This is a genomic window from Nocardia arizonensis, from assembly GCF_001310275.1.
Classification (GTDB): domain Bacteria; phylum Actinomycetota; class Actinomycetes; order Mycobacteriales; family Mycobacteriaceae; genus Nocardia; species Nocardia arizonensis.
Window position 1 is genome coordinate 161,784 of the sequence record NZ_LGYZ01000067.1, and the last position, 17,417, is coordinate 179,200.

The 17,417-nt window shown below is 68.1% G+C and carries 17 protein-coding genes; 9 read left to right on the plus strand and 8 right to left on the minus strand.

Going from position 1 to position 17,417, the window contains the following annotated elements; translation table 11 throughout:
- The first annotated feature begins 135 nt into the window (after positions 1 to 135).
- From APZ21_RS13120 to APZ21_RS13135, 4 genes are all read left to right on the plus strand, one after another.
- A complete protein-coding gene (locus tag APZ21_RS13120) occupies positions 136 to 1,446 on the plus strand; it encodes an FHA domain-containing protein (RefSeq protein ID WP_054813548.1) in 1,311 nt (436 codons plus the stop codon).
- A gap of 110 nt (positions 1,447 to 1,556) precedes the next feature.
- Positions 1,557 to 3,866, plus strand: coding sequence for an FdhF/YdeP family oxidoreductase (locus tag APZ21_RS13125; protein WP_054813549.1), 2,310 nt, complete (start codon positions 1,557 to 1,559; stop codon positions 3,864 to 3,866).
- The gene (fdhD, locus tag APZ21_RS13130) at positions 3,863 to 4,702 is read left to right on the plus strand and encodes a formate dehydrogenase accessory sulfurtransferase FdhD (RefSeq protein ID WP_054813550.1); all 840 of its coding nucleotides are present in this window, start codon (positions 3,863 to 3,865) and stop codon (positions 4,700 to 4,702) included. Before APZ21_RS13125 ends, fdhD begins: the two co-directional genes overlap by 4 nt.
- An 88-nt stretch (positions 4,703 to 4,790) precedes the next feature.
- On the plus strand, positions 4,791 to 5,327 hold the full coding sequence (locus APZ21_RS13135) for a hypothetical protein (protein ID WP_054813551.1): 537 nt from the start codon (positions 4,791 to 4,793) through the stop codon (positions 5,325 to 5,327).
- Here APZ21_RS13135 and APZ21_RS13140 read toward each other — a convergent pair.
- Both APZ21_RS13140 and mihF read right to left on the minus strand, forming a co-directional pair.
- On the minus strand, positions 5,324 to 5,749 hold the full coding sequence (locus APZ21_RS13140) for an NUDIX hydrolase (RefSeq protein WP_082393059.1): 426 nt from the start codon (positions 5,747 to 5,749) through the stop codon (positions 5,324 to 5,326). The two genes, APZ21_RS13135 and APZ21_RS13140, sit on opposite strands and share 4 nt — an antisense overlap.
- Positions 5,750 to 5,772: 23 nt before the next feature.
- A complete protein-coding gene (gene mihF / locus APZ21_RS13145; protein ID WP_054813552.1) occupies positions 5,773 to 6,087 on the minus strand; it encodes an integration host factor, actinobacterial type in 315 nt (104 codons plus the stop codon).
- 484 nt (positions 6,088 to 6,571) lie between these two features.
- Between mihF and APZ21_RS13150 the strand changes: the two genes are divergently transcribed.
- Entirely contained in the window at positions 6,572 to 6,946 is a 375-nt protein-coding gene (locus APZ21_RS13150) for a nuclear transport factor 2 family protein (protein ID WP_054813553.1), read from the plus strand.
- 10 nt (positions 6,947 to 6,956) lie between these two features.
- Here the strand turns inward: APZ21_RS13150 and APZ21_RS13155 are convergent, their stop codons facing one another.
- From APZ21_RS13155 to APZ21_RS13180, 6 genes are all read right to left on the minus strand, one after another.
- Entirely contained in the window at positions 6,957 to 7,361 is a 405-nt protein-coding gene (locus APZ21_RS13155; protein WP_054813554.1) for an STAS domain-containing protein, read from the minus strand.
- Positions 7,362 to 7,565: 204 nt separating this feature from the next.
- Positions 7,566 to 8,846, minus strand: a complete 1,281-nt coding sequence (gene clpX / locus APZ21_RS13160; protein WP_054813645.1) for an ATP-dependent Clp protease ATP-binding subunit ClpX — start codon at positions 8,844 to 8,846, stop codon at positions 7,566 to 7,568.
- 363 nt (positions 8,847 to 9,209) lie between these two features.
- A complete protein-coding gene (locus tag APZ21_RS13165; protein WP_054813555.1) occupies positions 9,210 to 9,845 on the minus strand; it encodes an ATP-dependent Clp protease proteolytic subunit in 636 nt (211 codons plus the stop codon).
- A 60-nt stretch (positions 9,846 to 9,905) separates the two neighbouring features.
- Positions 9,906 to 10,493, minus strand: coding sequence for an ATP-dependent Clp protease proteolytic subunit (locus tag APZ21_RS13170; protein WP_054813646.1), 588 nt, complete (start codon positions 10,491 to 10,493; stop codon positions 9,906 to 9,908).
- A gap of 293 nt (positions 10,494 to 10,786) precedes the next feature.
- Positions 10,787 to 12,166: a trigger factor gene (tig, locus tag APZ21_RS13175; RefSeq protein ID WP_054813647.1), complete on the minus strand. Its 1,380-nt coding sequence runs from the start codon at positions 12,164 to 12,166 to the stop codon at positions 10,787 to 10,789.
- 232 nt (positions 12,167 to 12,398) lie between these two features.
- The gene (locus APZ21_RS13180; RefSeq protein ID WP_054813556.1) at positions 12,399 to 12,980 is read right to left on the minus strand and encodes an FKBP-type peptidyl-prolyl cis-trans isomerase; all 582 of its coding nucleotides are present in this window, start codon (positions 12,978 to 12,980) and stop codon (positions 12,399 to 12,401) included.
- A gap of 173 nt (positions 12,981 to 13,153) precedes the next feature.
- Between APZ21_RS13180 and APZ21_RS13185 the strand changes: the two genes are divergently transcribed.
- From APZ21_RS13185 to APZ21_RS13200, 4 genes are all read left to right on the plus strand, one after another.
- Positions 13,154 to 15,616 (plus strand): phosphoketolase family protein, encoded by a 2,463-nt coding sequence (locus APZ21_RS13185; protein WP_156371056.1) that lies wholly within the window; start codon positions 13,154 to 13,156, stop codon positions 15,614 to 15,616.
- A 152-nt stretch (positions 15,617 to 15,768) separates the two neighbouring features.
- Positions 15,769 to 16,113: a hypothetical protein gene (locus tag APZ21_RS13190; protein WP_156371048.1), complete on the plus strand. Its 345-nt coding sequence runs from the start codon at positions 15,769 to 15,771 to the stop codon at positions 16,111 to 16,113.
- Positions 16,110 to 16,682, plus strand: a complete 573-nt coding sequence (locus tag APZ21_RS13195; protein WP_054813558.1) for a hypothetical protein — start codon at positions 16,110 to 16,112, stop codon at positions 16,680 to 16,682. Before APZ21_RS13190 ends, APZ21_RS13195 begins: the two co-directional genes overlap by 4 nt.
- Positions 16,679 to 17,395 (plus strand): ESX secretion-associated protein EspG, encoded by a 717-nt coding sequence (locus APZ21_RS13200; protein WP_054813559.1) that lies wholly within the window; start codon positions 16,679 to 16,681, stop codon positions 17,393 to 17,395. The genes APZ21_RS13195 and APZ21_RS13200 overlap by 4 nt, the downstream gene beginning before the upstream one ends.
- Positions 17,396 to 17,417 lie beyond the last annotated feature (22 nt).

Here is a 17,417-nt window from a genome sequence, read left to right on the forward strand (position 1 = left end):
TCGTTTGACACGAACCGCGTTCGACATTCCGGGCGGGTGCGCCGCGCGAGGGCCGACCGCGCGTTATCGCGACCGGGAATGGCCGCGACGACCCGCCACTATGCTGGACGCCGATACGCGCGGGAAGGAGGCCGGGTGCGCACGAACCCGTCGACCGTAGGGATCGCGCCGGGCGATGGTCTGATCGCCCGTTTCGACGCGGTAGTCGTCTATCTGGCCGGGGAAACCGCCTCCACCGACCGAATTCTCGGCGCCATCGAAGCCGTCGCGGACGCCGACCATCCCGGTGCGGCCATCGCACAGCGCCTCGCCGCGGTGGTTTTCGCCGGCGGGTCGGAGCCGCCGCCGTTCGGTGTGCTCGCCCCCACCTCCGACGGCACCGTCATCCTGCTGCGCGGTCCGGTGATCGCCGAGATTCACGGCGCCGAGGGCGTGCGCACGATCTCCGGCGCACGCGCCTTCACGTGGGTCGACGAGATCGTGCGCGAACCCGTGCGCCGCATCGCCATCGGCTCCGACACCGGCGCGGCGCTCACCGTGCACCCGCGCACCGACCTGCGCGCGGGTGTGGTGCCCGGCGGCGGATTCGAATTGCGGATCGCCGCGCGCAGATCGGGTAAGTCCTCCCGTGGCAACCGCCCCGACCTGGTGAAATCGGTGGATGGCGCGGACGAGCCCGCGCCCACCGCCCCCGCGGGCTTCGAGGTGATCGACGACGCCGCGGACGAGCGCCCGCCGCGCGCGAACGAAGCCGGCCACGCGCGGTCGGCCGGGCACGCACCCCTCGAACGCACGCGAACCGACCACTCGATACCCGAGGTCGAGCGGTCGAGCGCCGATCGCTCGGGCACTCCGCGCACCGCGGGCAAACCCGCGCAGCCGCGCCGGATCTCCGAGGGCGGCAGCGCGGCGACGCCGCGTACCGCCGAACCGGTCGGCACCAAGGCCATGTCACAGCCGTGGCCGCACACCCCCGCCGCGAGCCGCTCCTCGGCCTTCCACACCGAGGTGCCCCCGGACGATTCCCGCACCCGCCCGGCCCGCCCGAGCGGGGTGATCGCCAAGAGCGACGGCACCACCGCCCCCGGCGCACTCGTCTACGACGAGACCGCCTACCCCCTGGACCGCCCGTATGTCATCGGCCGCGCTCCCGCCGGCGACGAGTCGGTCCGCACCGCCGTCGCCGCGCCGCTGTCGGTTCCCCGCGACCGCCACGTCTCGCGCATCCACGCCTTCGTCACCGTGGAACGCGGCAAGGTCTACGTCTGCGACGCGGGCACCCCCGCGGGCACCTACATCGCGGCGCCCGGCGCGGACTCCTGGACCCGGATCGGTACCTCGGCCAGCGAACTCGCCCCCGGCTGGAGTATCCGCATCGGCGAGAAGGTCCTGATCACCTACCGTGCCGAGGACATCTCCGATGGCCCGACGGCCTCCGTCAAGTAGCGTCGCGCCCGGCGGCGACCCGTGCGCCCGGTCCGGCGACCGGCCACGGTCCTACGATGCGGACGGGGCCTTTCGGGCGCCACCGCCGGTTTGGAGAGGACACTTGGGATATGCACCGGAACGGGCCGACCGAGGACATCGATGAATCCGCGCTGACCGTGACCGCGCCGAAGATCGAGGCCGCGGGCGTCACGGCGGTGGCAGTGGCGCTGAAGCGCTCCGTCGAGGAGATGGGCGTGGTGCGCACCGCGCGCACGCTGGCCAGGGTCAACCAGGTGCACGGATTCGACTGTCCCGGCTGCGCCTGGCCCGAGCCCACCGGGCACCGGCGGCCCGCCGAATTCTGCGAGAACGGGGCCAAGGCCGTCGCCGAGGAGGCGACGCTGCGCACGGTCACCCCGGAATTCTTCGCCACCCATTCGATCGAGGATCTGGCGGGTCGGTCGGGCTACTGGCTCGGACAGCAGGGCCGCCTGACCCATCCGATGGTGCTGCGCCCCGGTGCGACCCACTACACACCGATCGAATGGGACGAGGCATACCGCGTCGTCGCCGACGAACTGCGCGCCCTGGCCTCACCCGACGAAGCGGTCTTCTACACCTCCGGCCGCACCGCGAACGAGACCGCCTTCCTCTATCAGCTGCTCGTGCGCAGCTTCGGCACCAACAACCTGCCCGATTGCAGCAATATGTGCCACGAGTCCTCGGGCGCGGCGCTGACCGCATCCATCGGCATCGGCAAGGGTTCGGTGACGATCGATGATTTCGAGGCCGCCGATCTGATCATCGTGGCGGGCCAGAATCCCGGCACAAACCATCCGCGCATGCTCAGCGCGCTCGCCCATGCCAAGCGCAAGGGCGCGCGCATCGTCGCGGTCAATCCGCTGCCCGAGACCGGACTCCTCGGATTCCGCGATCCGCAGACGCTCGCGGGCCTCACCGGCGGCGTCCCCATCGCCGACGACTTCCTACAGATCCGCCTCGGCGGCGATATGGCGTTGTTCCGCGGCCTGGGCCGGCTACTGTTCGAAGCCGAGGATCGCGCACCGGGCACGGTCGTGGACCGCGCGTTCGTCGACGAATACTGCGCGGGCTTCGAGCAGTACGAAAAGCAGACCCGCGCCGTCGATTTCGACACCGTTGTCGATGCCACCGGATTGTCGCGCACGGACATCGAGCGCACCGCCGCCCTGTTCGCCGAGGCGAACAACATCATCATCTGCTGGGCGATGGGCCTTACCCAGCAGCGGCACGGCGTGGCCACGATCGAGGAAGCCACCAATCTGCTGCTGATGCGCGGCATGATCGGCAAACCCGGCGCGGGCGTGTGCCCGGTGCGCGGCCACTCGAATGTGCAGGGCGACCGCACGATGGGCATCTGGGAGCAGATGCCCGACACGTTCCTCGACGCGCTCGACCGCGAATTCGGCATCACCAGCCCGCGCGAGCACGGCTACGACACCGTTTCTGCCATCCGGGCCATGCGGGACGGCCGGGCCACGGTATTCGTCGGAATGGGCGGCAATTTCGTGTCCGCCACCCCGGATACCGAGGTCACCGAGGCCGCACTGCGCGGGTGCGCGCTCACGGTGCAGATCTCCACCAAACTCAATCGCAGCCACGTCGTACACGGGCGCACCGCGCTCATCCTGCCGACCCTCGGGCGCACCGACAAGGATGTCCGGGGCGGGCTGAAACAGCAGGTGTCGGTGGAGGATTCGATGTCGATGGTGCATCTGTCCACCGGGCGCCTCGACCCGGTCAGCGACGAACTGCGCAGCGAGATCGCCATCGTGTGCGACCTCGCGCTGACCCTGTTCGGCCCGGATCATCCGGTGCCATGGGCGCGGCTGCGCGACGACTACGACCTGATCCGTGACGCCATCGCCCGGGTCGTGCCCGGATGCGCCGATTACAACACCCGCGTGCGGACCCGCAACGGCTTCGTCCTGCCGCATCCCCCGCGCGACGCCCGCGAGTTCCGCACCGGCACGGGTCGAGCCAATTTCGCGGTGAACGAGTTGAGCTGGGTCCCGGTGCCACCGGGCAGGCTCATCCTGCAAACCCTGCGCAGCCACGACCAGTACAACACCACCATCTACGGTCAGGAGGATCGCTACCGCGGCGTGCGCGGCGGACGCCGGGTGATCCTGATGAACGCCGCCGATGTCGCCGAATTCGGCTTCGCCGACGGCGACGCGGTCGACCTGGTCTCGGAGTGGACCGACGGCGTACAGCGCCGGGTCGAAGGATTCCGTATCGTGATCTACCCGACCCCGCGCGGCAACGCCGCCGCCTACTATCCCGAGGCCAATCCGCTGGTCCCCCTGGATCACGTTGCGGCGCGGTCGAATACACCGGTGTCCAAGGCGGTGCCGATCCGCCTGGAACGCCATGTCCATCGCTCGGCGCAGTCGTGAGCCGGGTCACGGCGCGTCGCCGCACCATCCGCGTCTCCCCGCACGGCGAGCTCACCCGGCCCGACACCCTCGCGGTGGAGGAACCGCTCGAGATCCGGCTACACGGCCGCTCGTTGACCGTGACCATGCGCACCCCGGGCGCCGATATCGATCTCGTGCACGGATTCCTGTTGAGCGAGAACATCATCGGTGTCGCCGACGATATCGTCAGCGCCCGCTATTGCGCGGGCGTCGACGCCGAGGGACACAATACCTACAACGTCCTCGACATCACCCTGCGCAATCCGGCCGCCACCCGGCCGCGCGCCTTCCTCACCACCGGCGCGTGCGGGGTGTGCGGCAAGACCGCGCTCGACGAGGTGCGCACCACCACCCGGTATCCGCTGCGCGCCGACGGCCCGCGGGTTCGCGCGGAGGTCCTGGCGGGGATGCCCGACACGCTGCGTGCCGCGCAGTCGGTGTTCGACGCCACCGGCGGCCTGCACGCGGCGGGCCTGTTCACCCCCGACGGCGCGGCGCTCGCCGTGCGCGAGGACATCGGCCGCCACAATGCCGTGGACAAGGTCATCGGGTGGGCGCTGCGCGAAAACCGTATTCCCGCACACGATCTCGTGCTCATCGTCAGCGGTCGGGCCTCGTTCGAACTGGTCCAGAAGGCGGTCATGGCGGGCATACCCCTGCTCGGCGCCGTATCCGCGCCGAGTTCGCTGGCCGTCGACCTCGCCGTGGAGTCCGGCGCGACCCTGGTGGGCTTCCTGCGCGGGGACACTATGAACGTCTACGCGGGAGCCGAACGCCTCGCACTGCCCCGGCCCGCGGCGGCGCACCCCGTCTGACCGGATCGCGGACCCGGCGGCCGCCCATTGCCCGCCGCGTGACCGCGAACTACGGTGGAGGCACCATCGGCGCGGGAATGGAGCCGTCATGCGTATCTCGCTGGAAGGTAATACCGGGGGCGTGCGGGTGCGCATGCGCTACGAACAGCATCGGTGGCGGTGGCTCGCGGTGCGGATCATGCTGGGAATCCTCGCCGTTCAGGGCATTGTCGTCGGCCTGTGGGCGTTGTTCGCGCCGCATTCGTGGTATTCCGATTTCCCGGGGTTCGGTATGCGGTGGGTTGGACTCGACGGCCCCTTCAACCACCATCTCGCCGCCGATGTCGGCGCGTTCTTCCTGGCGCTCGGCGCGGTGTCGCTGTTCGCGCTGCTGCGTGGCGAGAATGTGCCTGCGCGGGCCGCGGGCATCGGCTGGACGGTGATGGCGCTGCCGCATCTGATTTACCACCTCGCGCACCGCCCCGCCGAGATGACCACGGTGAGCTACGTGCTGAGCCTGATCGCCGCGGCCGCGCTGGCGGCACTCGGACTCGCCCTGATCTTCGTCACCCCGCCCGTGGACCGGATCGCCGATCCGGATCCCATCGAATTCCGGTTCCCGCGCGGGCGCGCCCGCAATGGCTAGGCCGCGAGTGAGGGACTCCAGTCCCATCCACCGACCGCGGTCAGATGGTGCAGTGCGCGCTGGACGGCCGGGGCGCAGCGTGGCAGGTCATCCGGTCCGAACCAGGCCATCTCCGCGATCTCCGCGGCCGGAGCGGGCGTGCCGCGCCCGGGTGCGCGGAAACAGTGCATTTCGACGAGCACGCCCGGGCGACCGTGAGCCGCAGCCGTGATGGTCACCTCGGGCGTGATGCCGTTCTCGTCGATGTCGACGCCGAGTTCCTCGCGGACCTCGCGGACGAGCGCTCGCGCCAGTGTTTCCCCCGACTCCGGTTTGCCGCCGGGCAGGTAGAACGCGTCTCGGCCCTCGGTGCGGACCGCGAGCACCCTGCCGTTCTCGACGCACAACCACGCGACCGACGTGAGCGTTCGTTCCGAGGTCATGATCTGTAGACGGTACCCGTGACTCAGGCGTCCAGCGCTTCGAGCAGCGCGGCGCGCTGCCGGGCGCCAAGGCCGCCGATGCGGCGGTCCTCCGGGATCTCGGCCTGGTCCATCAACTTGGCCGCCTTCACCGGCCCGACGCCGGGCAGCGCCTTGATGACCGCCGCGACCTTGGTCTTCTTCACCAGATCGTCGGACTCGGCCTTCTTCAGCAGATCCGCGACCGAAACCTTGCCCGCCTTCACCTTGCCGATCAGTTCGGAGCGCGCCTTGCGCACCGCGGCCGCTTTGGCCAACGCCTCGGTGCGTTGCTCGGCGGTCATCGTGGGCAGTGCCATGTCTCCTCCGCTTTCACTCGTCACTCGAACATCTGGTTGACCGGACCGAGTAAACAGCACGGCATCGACAGCACCCTGCCGACACACCGGGTGAAGGTAGCGATGAGTTTTCCGAAGCCGCGCCGTCGTAACCGGTGAGGCGCCCGCCCGGAGCGGGCGAATCGGACGAAAGGAATCCGGTCATGGAATTATCGATCCCCTGATTTACACCATAGACCGCATTCCTCCGACTCGTGACCGGGGGTGGTAACGCGACGACCTCGGTGAACGACAGGAAGTACAGAGAGCAACCACCACGGGGGCCAATTGGCTCGACGGGCAACGGTTCAATGGCGAACCAAGGAAGATCAATGGCGATCCCCGGGCCGGGCATCGGTTGGCCGAATCGTTGCCCGCCCCCGTGGCCCCTCCGATACCGAAGATCCGGCGGTGGAACACTGCTAGTCTCAGAACTAGAACAGGTTCCAATCCGTCAGGAGTTCCGATGGCACAGATCCGCGATGTGGTCGAGCAGTACGTCAAACTGGTCGGCTCGGGTCCGACCGAGCAGATCGTCGATCTCTACGCCCCCGACGCCGTCGTCGAAGACCCCATCGGCACCGAGCCACGCCGCGGCCACGCCGCCATCCGCGAGTTCTACGAGGTCATCGCCAACCTCGAGCGCGAAACCGAACTGCGCCCGGAGACCGTGCGGATCGCGGGCAACCACGCCGCCTTCATGTTCAGCCTGGTCACGAAATTCGGCGACAACCGCCTGACCATCACACCGATCGACGTCATGGAATTCGACGACGAGGGCCGGATCACGAGTATGCGCGCCTACTGGGGCCAGGACGACATGGTCACCGAAACCGTCTGATACGCCTCGCTCAGGCCGTATCCAGCACCGCCGCCGCGAGATCGGGCACCCGCTCGAAGACCGCCGCATCGTCGGCGACCTCGAGCACCCGGTCGACACACAGCGGACCGGCCACCAACCACAGCCGTCGACCGGTGCGTCCGACTCGCTCGCGGGCCTCGATCAGCACGTGCAGTCCGGCGACGCCGAAGAACAGCACACCCGACAGATCGAGCACGACGGTCGGGGCCCCGGCATGGACCGCTACGGACAAAGCCCTGCGCAATACGTCCGCGGTGTAGAGATCGACCTCCCCCGCGACGGCGCACAGGGTCACCCTGCTGCCCGGGGCGGTGACGGAAACCTGTAGCCGGTCATGCGGGCCGAATCGTCGTTCGGTGCGAGGGAGTCGAGTGGTGGTGCTGACGGTCGACATGAGGACCCCGGTCCTGTCGCGCGCAGCCCGGAGATGACCGGTACCGGCGAGAAATGGCGGGCTGGCTACTCAACCCTCGATAAGGCATACCCGTTTCTCGGCCCGCTACACACATCGACCGTGTCCGACGCGACACACCCCGGAACGGCCCGCGGCCCGGCGGGTCCGAGAACACACCGGGCCGAGATCCGAAGGACAGCCGTGCTAGGCGGACTTCTCGCGGCGCTCCGTGCGCTGCGCCTTGCGCGGCACGATGGTCGGCAGCACGTTCTCGGTCACCGTGTCGGCGTTCACGACCACCTTGGCGACATCGTCGCGGCTGGGGATGTCGTACATCACCGGCAGCAGGACTTCCTCCATGATGGCGCGCAGACCGCGCGCGCCCGTACCACGCAGAATGGCCTGGTCCGCGATGGCCTCGAGCGCGTCCTGGGTGAACTCGAGTTCGACCCCGTCCATCTCGAACAGCCTGATGTACTGCTTGACCAGGGCGTTCTTGGGCTCCGACAGGATCTTGACCAGTGAATCCTTGTCCAGATTGGTCACCGAGGCCACGACCGGCAGGCGGCCGATGAATTCGGGGATAAGACCGAACTTGATCAGATCCTCGGGCATGACGTCGGCGAAGTGGTCGGTGGTGTCGATCTCGGCCTTGGAGCGCACCTCCGCGCCGAAACCGATGCCGCGGTGGCCGGTACGGTCGGAGATGATCTTCTCGAGTCCGGCGAACGCGCCCGCCACGATGAACAGCACGTTCGTGGTGTCGATCTGGATGAACTCCTGGTGCGGATGCTTGCGCCCGCCCTGCGGCGGCACACTCGCCTGGGTGCCCTCCAGGATCTTCAGCAGCGCCTGCTGCACACCCTCCCCGGAGACGTCGCGGGTAATCGACGGGTTCTCGCTCTTGCGCGCGATCTTGTCGACCTCATCGATGTAGATGATGCCGGTTTCGGCGCGCTTGACGTCGTAGTCGGCGGCCTGGATCAGCTTGAGCAGGATGTTCTCGACATCCTCGCCGACATAGCCCGCCTCGGTGAGCGCGGTGGCGTCCGCGATGGCGAACGGAACGTTGAGCATCTTCGCCAGCGTCTGCGCGAGATAGGTCTTACCGCAGCCGGTGGGGCCGAGCATGAGGATATTGGACTTCGTCAGCTCGACTGTCTCACCGCGACTGTCACGGCCCTTGTCACCGGCCTGAATGCGCTTGTAGTGGTTGTAGACGGCCACGGCGAGCGTGCGCTTGGCGGTGTCCTGCCCGATGACGTAGTTCTCCAGGAAGTCCCGGATCTCCGCGGGCTTGGGCAGCTCGTCGAGTTTGACCTCGCTGGACTCGGCGAGCTCCTCCTCGATGATCTCGTTGCATAGATCGATGCACTCGTCGCAGATGTACACCCCAGGTCCCGCAATGAGCTTCTTGACCTGCTTCTGACTCTTTCCACAGAACGAGCACTTGAGCAGATCGCCGCCATCTCCGATGCGCGCCATCTCGTGGGTCCCTACTTCCTTGTCCGCGTGCAACCATCCGTCCAGGTCACAGGCTATCCGCCGCACCCGGGTGTATTAACGAACACTTCGAGCTTGTCGGGCGGGTCGAGCTACGCCGTCAACCGGGAGCAAAAGGTTCCTAGGTCGACCGTACCCGGTGAGGTCGACGGAGGTCGACAACTCGAGCATGTTTCTCGCCCGCGTTGTGCGAGTTCTCACCGCGCGGCGCCACGCCTACCGTGAGAAACGACCGTGTCGTGAGATCCGGCCGGACGGCTCGTCGGCGACGAAACGCCCGGCCGGATCTCCCTGACATAAAGCAACTTAGGAGTTCCCGCCGCCGCGCGACAGCGGAATCGCGCCTTACTTCTGCGCGCTGAGCTTACGGTAGCCGAACACCTGGTCGATGATCCCGTACTCCTTGGCGTCCTCGGCCGTCAGGATCTTGTCGCGATCGGTGTCCTTGCGGATCTCCTCGGCGCTGCGCCCGGTGTGGTTGGCGAGCGTGGATTCCATGAGCCTGCGCATGCGCTCGATCTCGGCCGCCTGGATCTCGAGATCGGAGACCTGCCCCTGGATACCCGAGAGCGCGGGCTGGTGGATGAGCACCCGGGCGTTGGGCAGGCAGGCCCGCTTGCCCGGCGCGCCGGCCGCCAGCAGGATGGCCGCGGCGGAGGCGGCCTGTCCGAGGCAGACGGTGACGACGTCGGCGCGGACGTACTGCATGGTGTCGTAGATCGCCATCAGCGCGGTGAACGAGCCGCCGGGCGAATTGATGTACATGGTGATGTCGCGATCGGGATCCTGCGACTCGAGCACCAGCAACTGGGCCATGATGTCGTTGGCCGAGACATCGTCCACCTGGTTGCCGAGGAAGATGATGCGCTCCTCGAACAGCTTGTTGTACGGGTCGGAGGTCTTGACGCCGTAGGTGGTCTGCTCGGTGAACTGGGGCAGGATGTAGCGCGCGTGCGGCCCCTGCGCGATCGGATTGGCCATCTTCGTCTCCAAAGTCTGTGTGAGTGAACGGGTTCGAGCGATTCGTCGCCGGGCCGGCTGCTAGCTGCCCGAACCGTTCGCCTGATTCGCGTGGCTCACCACGTGGTCGATGAAGCCGTACTCCAGCGCCTGCGCCGCGGTGAACCAGCGGTCGCGGTCGGCATCGGCGGTGACCTGCTCGATGGACTTGCCCGTGTGCTGCGCCTGCAATTCGTTCAACTCACGCTTGGTGTGGGCGAACTGCTCGGCCATGATCGCGATGTCCGCGGCCGAGCCGCCGATACCCGCCGAGGGCTGGTGCATCATGATGCGGGCGTGCGGCAGCGCGTAGCGCTTGCCCTTGGTGCCCGCGGTGAGCAGGAACTGCCCCATCGAGGCCGCCAGACCCATACCGACGGTGCGGATGTCGCATTCGGCGAACTGCATCGTGTCGTAGATCGCCATACCCGCCGTCACCGAACCGCCGGGCGAGTTGATGTACAGGGAGATGTCGCGGGTCGGGTCCTCCGCCGAGAGCAGCAGGATCTGCGCGCACAGCTTGTTGGCGATGTCGTCGTCGACCTGGGTGCCGAGGAAGATGATGCGCTCACGCAGCAGGCGCTCGTAGACCGAATCACTGAGGTTGAGGCCAGCAGTGGGGGAACTCATGACGACCCCTGCCTTGTTCATTGTCACGGATACCTGCCTTCTCTTCTCACCGGCTCGTGGTTACAAGCAAAGCGTTCATTGCCACGTTCATTGCCACACAGCCCTGACTCTTCGCTCTCTTCGTTGTCACAAACAGTAACGAAGCAGGGCGGTGCCGAACTCCCGGCACCGCCCTTCTTCGCTCACAGCGCAAATTCACTCGCGTCGACCTGCGCTGCGTGCGAGGACGCGGTGTGCGCAATGTTCACCGGCCACGTCCCCGCGCTGATCCTCCGCGGATCCCGGCGGCGCTTCTATTCGGCCGAAACGGCTGCCGACTCGTCGGCGATCTCGGCGTCCGCCTCGGAATCGTCACGGCCACCGAACATTTCGGCGGTGTCGACGACCTCGCCATTGGAGTCGACGACCTTGACCTGCCCGACCACACCCGCCAGCGCCTTGCCGCGGCGCACGTCGGCGAAGATGGCGCCGAGCTGGCCCGCCTGCTGGACCTGCTGGATGAACTGCTCCGGCGACAGTCCGTAGCGCTGGGACTGGAACAGGATGCGCTCGGTGAGCTCGTCCTGACCGACCTGGGTGTTCTCCGCCTCGGCGATCGCGTCGAGCAGCAGCTGGGTCTTGACCGACTTCTCCGCGGCTTCCTTGGTGTCGCGGTCGAACTCCTCGCGGCTGCTGCCCTGTGCCTCGAGCGCCTCGGCCAGTTTGGCGTCGTCGTGGTCGAATCCGTGCACCGCGTCATGGGTCACGGCTTCGATCTCGGCCTGCACCACGGCTTCGGGCAGCGGCACCTCGACCTTTTCCAGCAGGGTCTCGAGCACCTTGTCGCGGATGGCGCCCGCCTGCTCGACCTTCTTGACCCGCTCGACGCGGCTCTTGAGATCGTCCTTCAGCTCCTCGAGGGTGTCGAATTCCGAAGCCAGCTGGGCGAATTCGTCATCGGCCTCGGGCAGCTCACGCTCCTTGACGCTCTGCACGGTGACGGTGATGACGGCATCCTTGCCCGCGTGCTCGCCCGCGACCAGGTTCGAGGTGAACTCCGCGGACTCGCCCGCGGACAGTCCGACCACCGCCTCGTCCAGGCCCTCGATGAGCTGACCCGAGCCGACCTCGTGCGACAGACCGGTGGTGGACGCGTCGGCCACCTCCTCGCCGTCGACCGTCGCGGACAGGTCGATGGAGACGAAATCGCCGTTCCGTACGGCGCGTTCGACACCGGTCAGGGTGCCGAAGCGCTGGCGCAGCGACTCGAGCTGGTCGTCGATATCGGAATCCTCGACGGTGTACGCGTCGACGGTGATCTCGATGTCGTCGTAGGAGGGCAGCGTGATCTCCGGCCGCACGTCCACCTCGGCGGTGAAGGCGAGCTCCTGGCCGTCCTCGATCTTGGTGATCTCGATCTCCGGCTGCCCGATGACCTTCACCTCGGAGGTGGTCACGGCCTCGCTGTAGCGGCCCGGCAGCGCGTCGTTGACGACCTGCTCGAGGATGGCGCCGCGGCCGAGACGGGCCTCGAGGAGTTTGGCCGGCGCCTTGCCCGGACGGAAGCCCGGGATGCGAACCTGCTTGGCGAGCGCCTTGTAGGCGCGATCGAAGTCCGGCTTCAGTTCCTCGAAGGGCACCTCGACATTGATCCTGACCCGGGTCGGGCTCAGCTGCTCGACGGTGCTCTTCACGGACATGCTCCTTGTTCGTCGTTCGGTTCGGTATTCGTGCTTGTCGTCATTCGTGCTGGTCATCCGGGTAGTCGCCATTCGGCGGGCGCCGACCGCGCACCCCGGACCCGGAATGTGGGGCGAACGCCGCTACGTGCCGACCGGGCGGCGGGCATTCGTGGCCCGCGCACCCTGATGTACGCATCCCGACCAGGGTAGTTGACCGGCGGGGAGGCGCTGCAATCGGCCGTGCTCAGTTGCCGACGGCCACCGCGTCGGTCACGAAGACCAGCGTCTCGTTGGGTTTGATGCCATTTCCGCCCTTGCCGTAGCCAAGGTCGGGCGGGATGATCAGCAGCCGCCTGGTGCCCTTTTGCACGCCGTCGAGCCCCTGTTCCCAGCCGGGGATGACCTGGCCGGCCCCCAGGGTGAGCGGGAACGGCTTGCCTCGGTCGAAGGAACTGTCGAGTTTCTTGCCGTCCGACCACGTCACCAGGCTGTAGTTCATGGTGAGCTGCTGTCCGGCCGCCGCGCCGGGCCCGCTGCCGGTGACGAGATCCTTGACCACGAGTTTCGTGGGCGGATCGCAGTCGGTGGGCAGTTCGATCTTCGGGTTCTCGCCGAATCCGCCGGTAACCTTGACGTCCTCGGCGGCGCACGCACGGCCGTGTGACTTCGTGGCGGGGGCCGCCGACGAGGCGGCGGCGGCGGCCGCGCTCGACCGCGTCGAGGACGGCGTCGAGGAGGTCGAATCGTCGCTCGATCCGCAGGCGCTCAGTGCGACCGCCACCGCGACGACAGCGCCGACTCCCATGATCCTGCCGAGTTTTCGCATGCGGCGCACCCTAGGCCAAGCCGGCGCGCCGCGACCCACCCGCCCCGGCTCGGTAGGCTTGCGCAGGATTCCTCATCGGACGTACCCGAGCGCGGCCAGGGCCGATCGCGAGCGGGGCGACCGCGACATATCCCGGCGTGAGGAGAAGTGGGCAGATGACCCAGACCACTCGGATGGCGAGCGCCGGGGGCGACACCTCGGCCGATAACGTGAACAGCAGCGGTGGCCGGACCATCGCGCCCGAATCCTATGTGCTGGCCGATGTCCCCGGTCCGCTCGAACTCGCGCAACTCGCGACCGTGGACGCCTGGTGGCGCGCGGCGAACTATCTCGCGGTGGGCCAGATCTACCTCATGGCCAATCCGCTGCTGCGCGAACCGTTGCGCCCCGAGCACATCAAGCCGCGGCTGCTCGGCCACTTCGGCACGGTGCCCGGACTGAACCTGGTGTGGGTGCACGCCAACCGCGCGATCCGGCAGCGCGATCTGAACGCGGTCTTCGTGGCGGGCCCGGGGCACGGCGGCCCCGGGCCGAACGCCTGCGCGTGGCTGGAGGGCACCTACTCGGAGCTCTATAGCCATATCCCGCGCGACGCCGACGGCATGGGCGCGCTGTTCGCCCAGTTCTCCTTCCCCGGCGGTGTGCCGAGCCACTGCGCGCCAGAGACCCCCGGCTCCTTCCACGAGGGCGGCGAACTGGGTTACTCACTGCTGCACGCCTACGGCGCGGCGCTGGACAATCCCGATCTCACCGTGTTCTGCGTGATCGGCGACGGCGAGGCGGAAACCGGTCCGCTTGCGGCCAGTTGGCACGCCAACAAGTTTCTCAATCCTCGCCGCGACGGCGCGGTGCTGCCGATTCTGGCGCTCAACGAGTACAAGATCGCCAATCCGACCCTGCTCGCGCGCATCCCCGAGACCGACCTGCTCTCGCTGCTGCGCGGCTACGGCTACGAACCGGTCCTGGTCGCGGGCGACGATCCGTCCCGCGTGCACCAGGCCATGGCCGCGGCGGTCGACACCTGCCTGGATCGCATACACACGATCCAGGCCACCGCCCGCGACGGCGGCGATATCGTCTGTCCCCGCTGGCCGATGATCGTGCTGCGCACGCCCAAGGGCTGGACCTGCCCGCCCGTGGTGGACGGCGACCGGGTCGAGGGCACCTTCCGCGCGCACCAGGTTCCGCTGCCCGCCGCGCGCACCGACGACAGCCACCGCGCGGTGCTGGAACAGTGGCTGCGTTCGTACCGGCCGGAGGAACTGTTCGACGAATCCGGCGCCCCGGTCGGGGAACTGATCGATCTGGTGCCCGTCGGCACCCGGCGGATGAGCGCCAATCCGATCGCCAACGGCGGCACCGTGGTCCGTGACCTGCGCCTGCCGGACTGGCGCGACCACGGCGTCGAGGTCGACGCGCCCGGGGCGGCCGATCACGAGGCGACCCGGGTGCTCGGCGGCTGGCTGCGCGAGGTCACCCGGGCCAATGCCGACAACTTCCTCACCTTCGCCCCCGACGAATTGGCCAGCAATCGGCTACAGGACATCCTCGAGGTGACCGGACGCGACTGGCAGGCCGAAATCGATCCTCGCGACGTGAAACTCGATCGCGCGGGTCGGGTGATCGAGGTGCTGTCCGAGCACATGTGCCAGGGTCTGCTGGAGGGCTATCTGCTCACCGGCAGACACGGCGTGTTCACCTGCTACGAGGCGTTCATCCACATCGTCGACGCCATGTTCAACCAGCACGCCAAATGGCTCGACGCCAGCGCGGGCGTACCGTGGCGGGCCCCCATACCCAGCCTCAACTATCTGCTGTCCTCCCACGTGTGGCGGCAGGACCACAATGGGTTCACCCATCAGGATCCGGGTTTCCTCGATGTGGTGCTGAACAAGAAGCCCGAGATCGTCCGGGTCTATCTGCCGCCGGACGCCAATACGTTGCTGTCCACCTACGACCACTGTCTGCGGTCGCGCCACCATGTCAATGTGGTGGTCGCGGGCAAACAGCCGCAGCCGGACTGGCTTTCGGTATCCGATGCGGCGGCGCACTGCGCGCGCGGCGTCGGTATCTGGGACTGGGCCTGTAACAACGACGAGGCGGGCACGAGTCCGGATGTCGTGCTGGCCTGCGCGGGCGACGTGCCGACCCTCGAGACGCTGGCCGCCGCGGCGATACTGCGCGATCGACTGCCCGACCTGCGGGTCCGGGTGGTCAATGTGATCGACCTGATGCGACTGCTGCCCGCCGAGGAACATCCGCACGGTCTGCCCGACCGGGAATTCGACACCCTGTTCACCCGCGACCGCCCGGTGATCTTCGCCTTCCACGGCTATCCGTGGTTGGTGCACCGGCTGACCTACCGGCGCACCAACCACTCCGAGATCCACGTGCGTGGTTACAAGGAGAACGGCACCACCACAACGCCGTTCGACATGGTCATGCTCAACGACCTTGATCGGTACCACCTGGTCATGGATGTGATCGACCGGGTGCCGACCCTGCGCGAGAAGGCCGCGGGGCTGCGCCAGGAGATGGTCGACGCGCGCTGGACCGCGCGCGCGTGGACCCGCGAGTACGGCGCGGACATCCCGGTCGTCGCGGACTGGCGCTGGCCCGATCCCGCGCGGGGGTGACCGGGCGGGAGCCAGCGGCGGACGGCCGAGAACCGCGACCGCCGGGTGAATGGCACTGCTAGACTGCCGTGCTTCGAGGACTTTGGTGTCGACCAGGATCGAGGGGGCCGAAACCGGTGCGACCCGACGAGGCGCGAGGTGCGGAGGCCGGAGTGTACGACGCGGCGGCGGCAGGCGAGTTCAGCATGCCGGAGGGGGCGGCGCGCCGTCTGGCGGCGGCCTGTGACGCACTCGTCGACGGCCTGCGCCGGGCCAGGGCGAGCGGGACCGAACTCACCGAGGTCACCGGGTTCGCGCAACTGCCGTCGGGGCAGGCGCTGGCCCGCGGCTTCGGGGCGAAGGGGGCGCAGTACCGCGAGGTGCTGGCCGGATTGCAGGAGGCGGCTTTGCGTTTGAAGGCGGGATATCTCGCGGCGGCGGAACTGTTCGAGGAGGCCGACGCGGCCAATCGCGCGGCCATGCGGCTCACGGCCGACGAACTGGATGGCCGACTATGAAGCCAGAATGGCAGGAGGGCACCGACCCGCCGTACGTGCCCGACCGCGAGGCGTTCGACGCCTACACCCACGACGAGATCTGGCAGTCGGTGCGCGAGGCGCTCGACCCGGCCGCGCTCGGCCGCACCGCGGAGGGCTGGCAGGCAGGGGCGGCCACGCTGGAGCAGTTGTTCGAGACCTTCGCGGCGGCGGTGCGCCAGGAATTCGCGGACTGGCACGGGCAGGCCGCGGAGGCGGCGCGCGAGGCCACCGAATCCTTCGTGCGCGAGGGAACCGCCGCCCAGGACGTCTGCGCCGCGGTGCACCGACTGATGGAGACCAATGCCGTGGCGGCGCAGACGGTCCGCGACGCGATCCCGCCGCCACCGCAGCCGTACGTCCCGGATCCCGACCCCGTTCGAGAGGCCGTGGACGGCGGGCCACGCAAGATGGCGCACGATATCGCGGCCGCGACGGCCCTGGCCGACGCGCAGGACACGCTGACCTTTCTCTACAACTCGACACTCGTGGCCTCGGGTGACGCCGTACCGGCGTTCGAGGTGCGGGTCCGAGGAGAGTATGCGCCGTGAAATGGGTCTTCAGCCCGGACGAATTCACCTACGTCTGGTCCGTGGAAACCGGACTCGACCGCCGTCCCTATCCGATCAACATGGCCCACCGCGGCACCGTCCGCAGTGAGAACGATTGGGAGAAGCTGAAACTCGCCGAGCGCTTCCGGCGCAACCGCGATCCCGACCTGACCGGGGCGCTGACTCTGTGCGCGCGCGGTGACGTCACCACGATCACGGTGTCGGGGGATCGCTTCGGTCCCGACGGCCGCGCCGATGAGCCGATCCTGGCCTTCGGCGCGACCCATCTGGTCTGGGGCACGGTCATCGTCGCCGGATCCTGTGACGTCACCGTCATCGCCTGTCACGCCCGCCGCGTGCCGCACCATCTGGTCGCCGCCATCGGTCCGGCCCCCGCGGGCAGACTCGCCCCGATGCGGGAGCCACGCGAGGCCGTACTCCAGGGCGATCCGCCCGCCTGGGACCATTCCGAGCAGGCCGACCGCGCGGCCGTCTTCCGCCGCACCCTGCACCGCCCGATCGACGCGCGCGGCTTCATCACCGTGACGGTGGCCCCCGACGATCCGATGTCACCGCCGACCCGACATCGCACCTGGCTCGATTTCACCGACGACGGCAGGTACCTGCTGACCACGAACACCAACCTCAGTCTGATGCCGGTGAGCGACAGCGCCTTCGACAGCCAACTCACCCGCCTGGCCGCGATTCGTTGACCGAAGTGCGTAGTTACCGGTC

Coding starts and splice junctions, on each gene's coding strand:
- APZ21_RS13180 (WP_054813556.1), bottom strand. CDS start 12,980: ATGCGAAAACTCGGCAGGATCATGGGAGTCGGCGCTGTCGTCGCGGTG.
- APZ21_RS13140 (WP_082393059.1), bottom strand. CDS start 5,749: ATGACCTCGGAACGAACGCTCACGTCGGTCGCGTGGTTGTGCGTCGAG.
- clpX (WP_054813645.1), bottom strand. CDS start 8,846: ATGGCGCGCATCGGAGATGGCGGCGATCTGCTCAAGTGCTCGTTCTGT.
- APZ21_RS13165 (WP_054813555.1), bottom strand. CDS start 9,845: ATGGCCAATCCGATCGCGCAGGGGCCGCACGCGCGCTACATCCTGCCC.
- APZ21_RS13170 (WP_054813646.1), bottom strand. CDS start 10,493: ATGAGTTCCCCCACTGCTGGCCTCAACCTCAGTGATTCGGTCTACGAG.
- APZ21_RS13155 (WP_054813554.1), bottom strand. CDS start 7,361: ATGTCGACCGTCAGCACCACCACTCGACTCCCTCGCACCGAACGACGA.
- mihF (WP_054813552.1), bottom strand. CDS start 6,087: ATGGCACTGCCCACGATGACCGCCGAGCAACGCACCGAGGCGTTGGCC.
- APZ21_RS13135 (WP_054813551.1), top strand. CDS start 4,791: ATGCGTATCTCGCTGGAAGGTAATACCGGGGGCGTGCGGGTGCGCATG.
- APZ21_RS13125 (WP_054813549.1), top strand. CDS start 1,557: ATGCACCGGAACGGGCCGACCGAGGACATCGATGAATCCGCGCTGACC.
- APZ21_RS13185 (WP_156371056.1), top strand. CDS start 13,154: ATGGCGAGCGCCGGGGGCGACACCTCGGCCGATAACGTGAACAGCAGC.
- APZ21_RS13150 (WP_054813553.1), top strand. CDS start 6,572: ATGGCACAGATCCGCGATGTGGTCGAGCAGTACGTCAAACTGGTCGGC.
- APZ21_RS13195 (WP_054813558.1), top strand. CDS start 16,110: ATGAAGCCAGAATGGCAGGAGGGCACCGACCCGCCGTACGTGCCCGAC.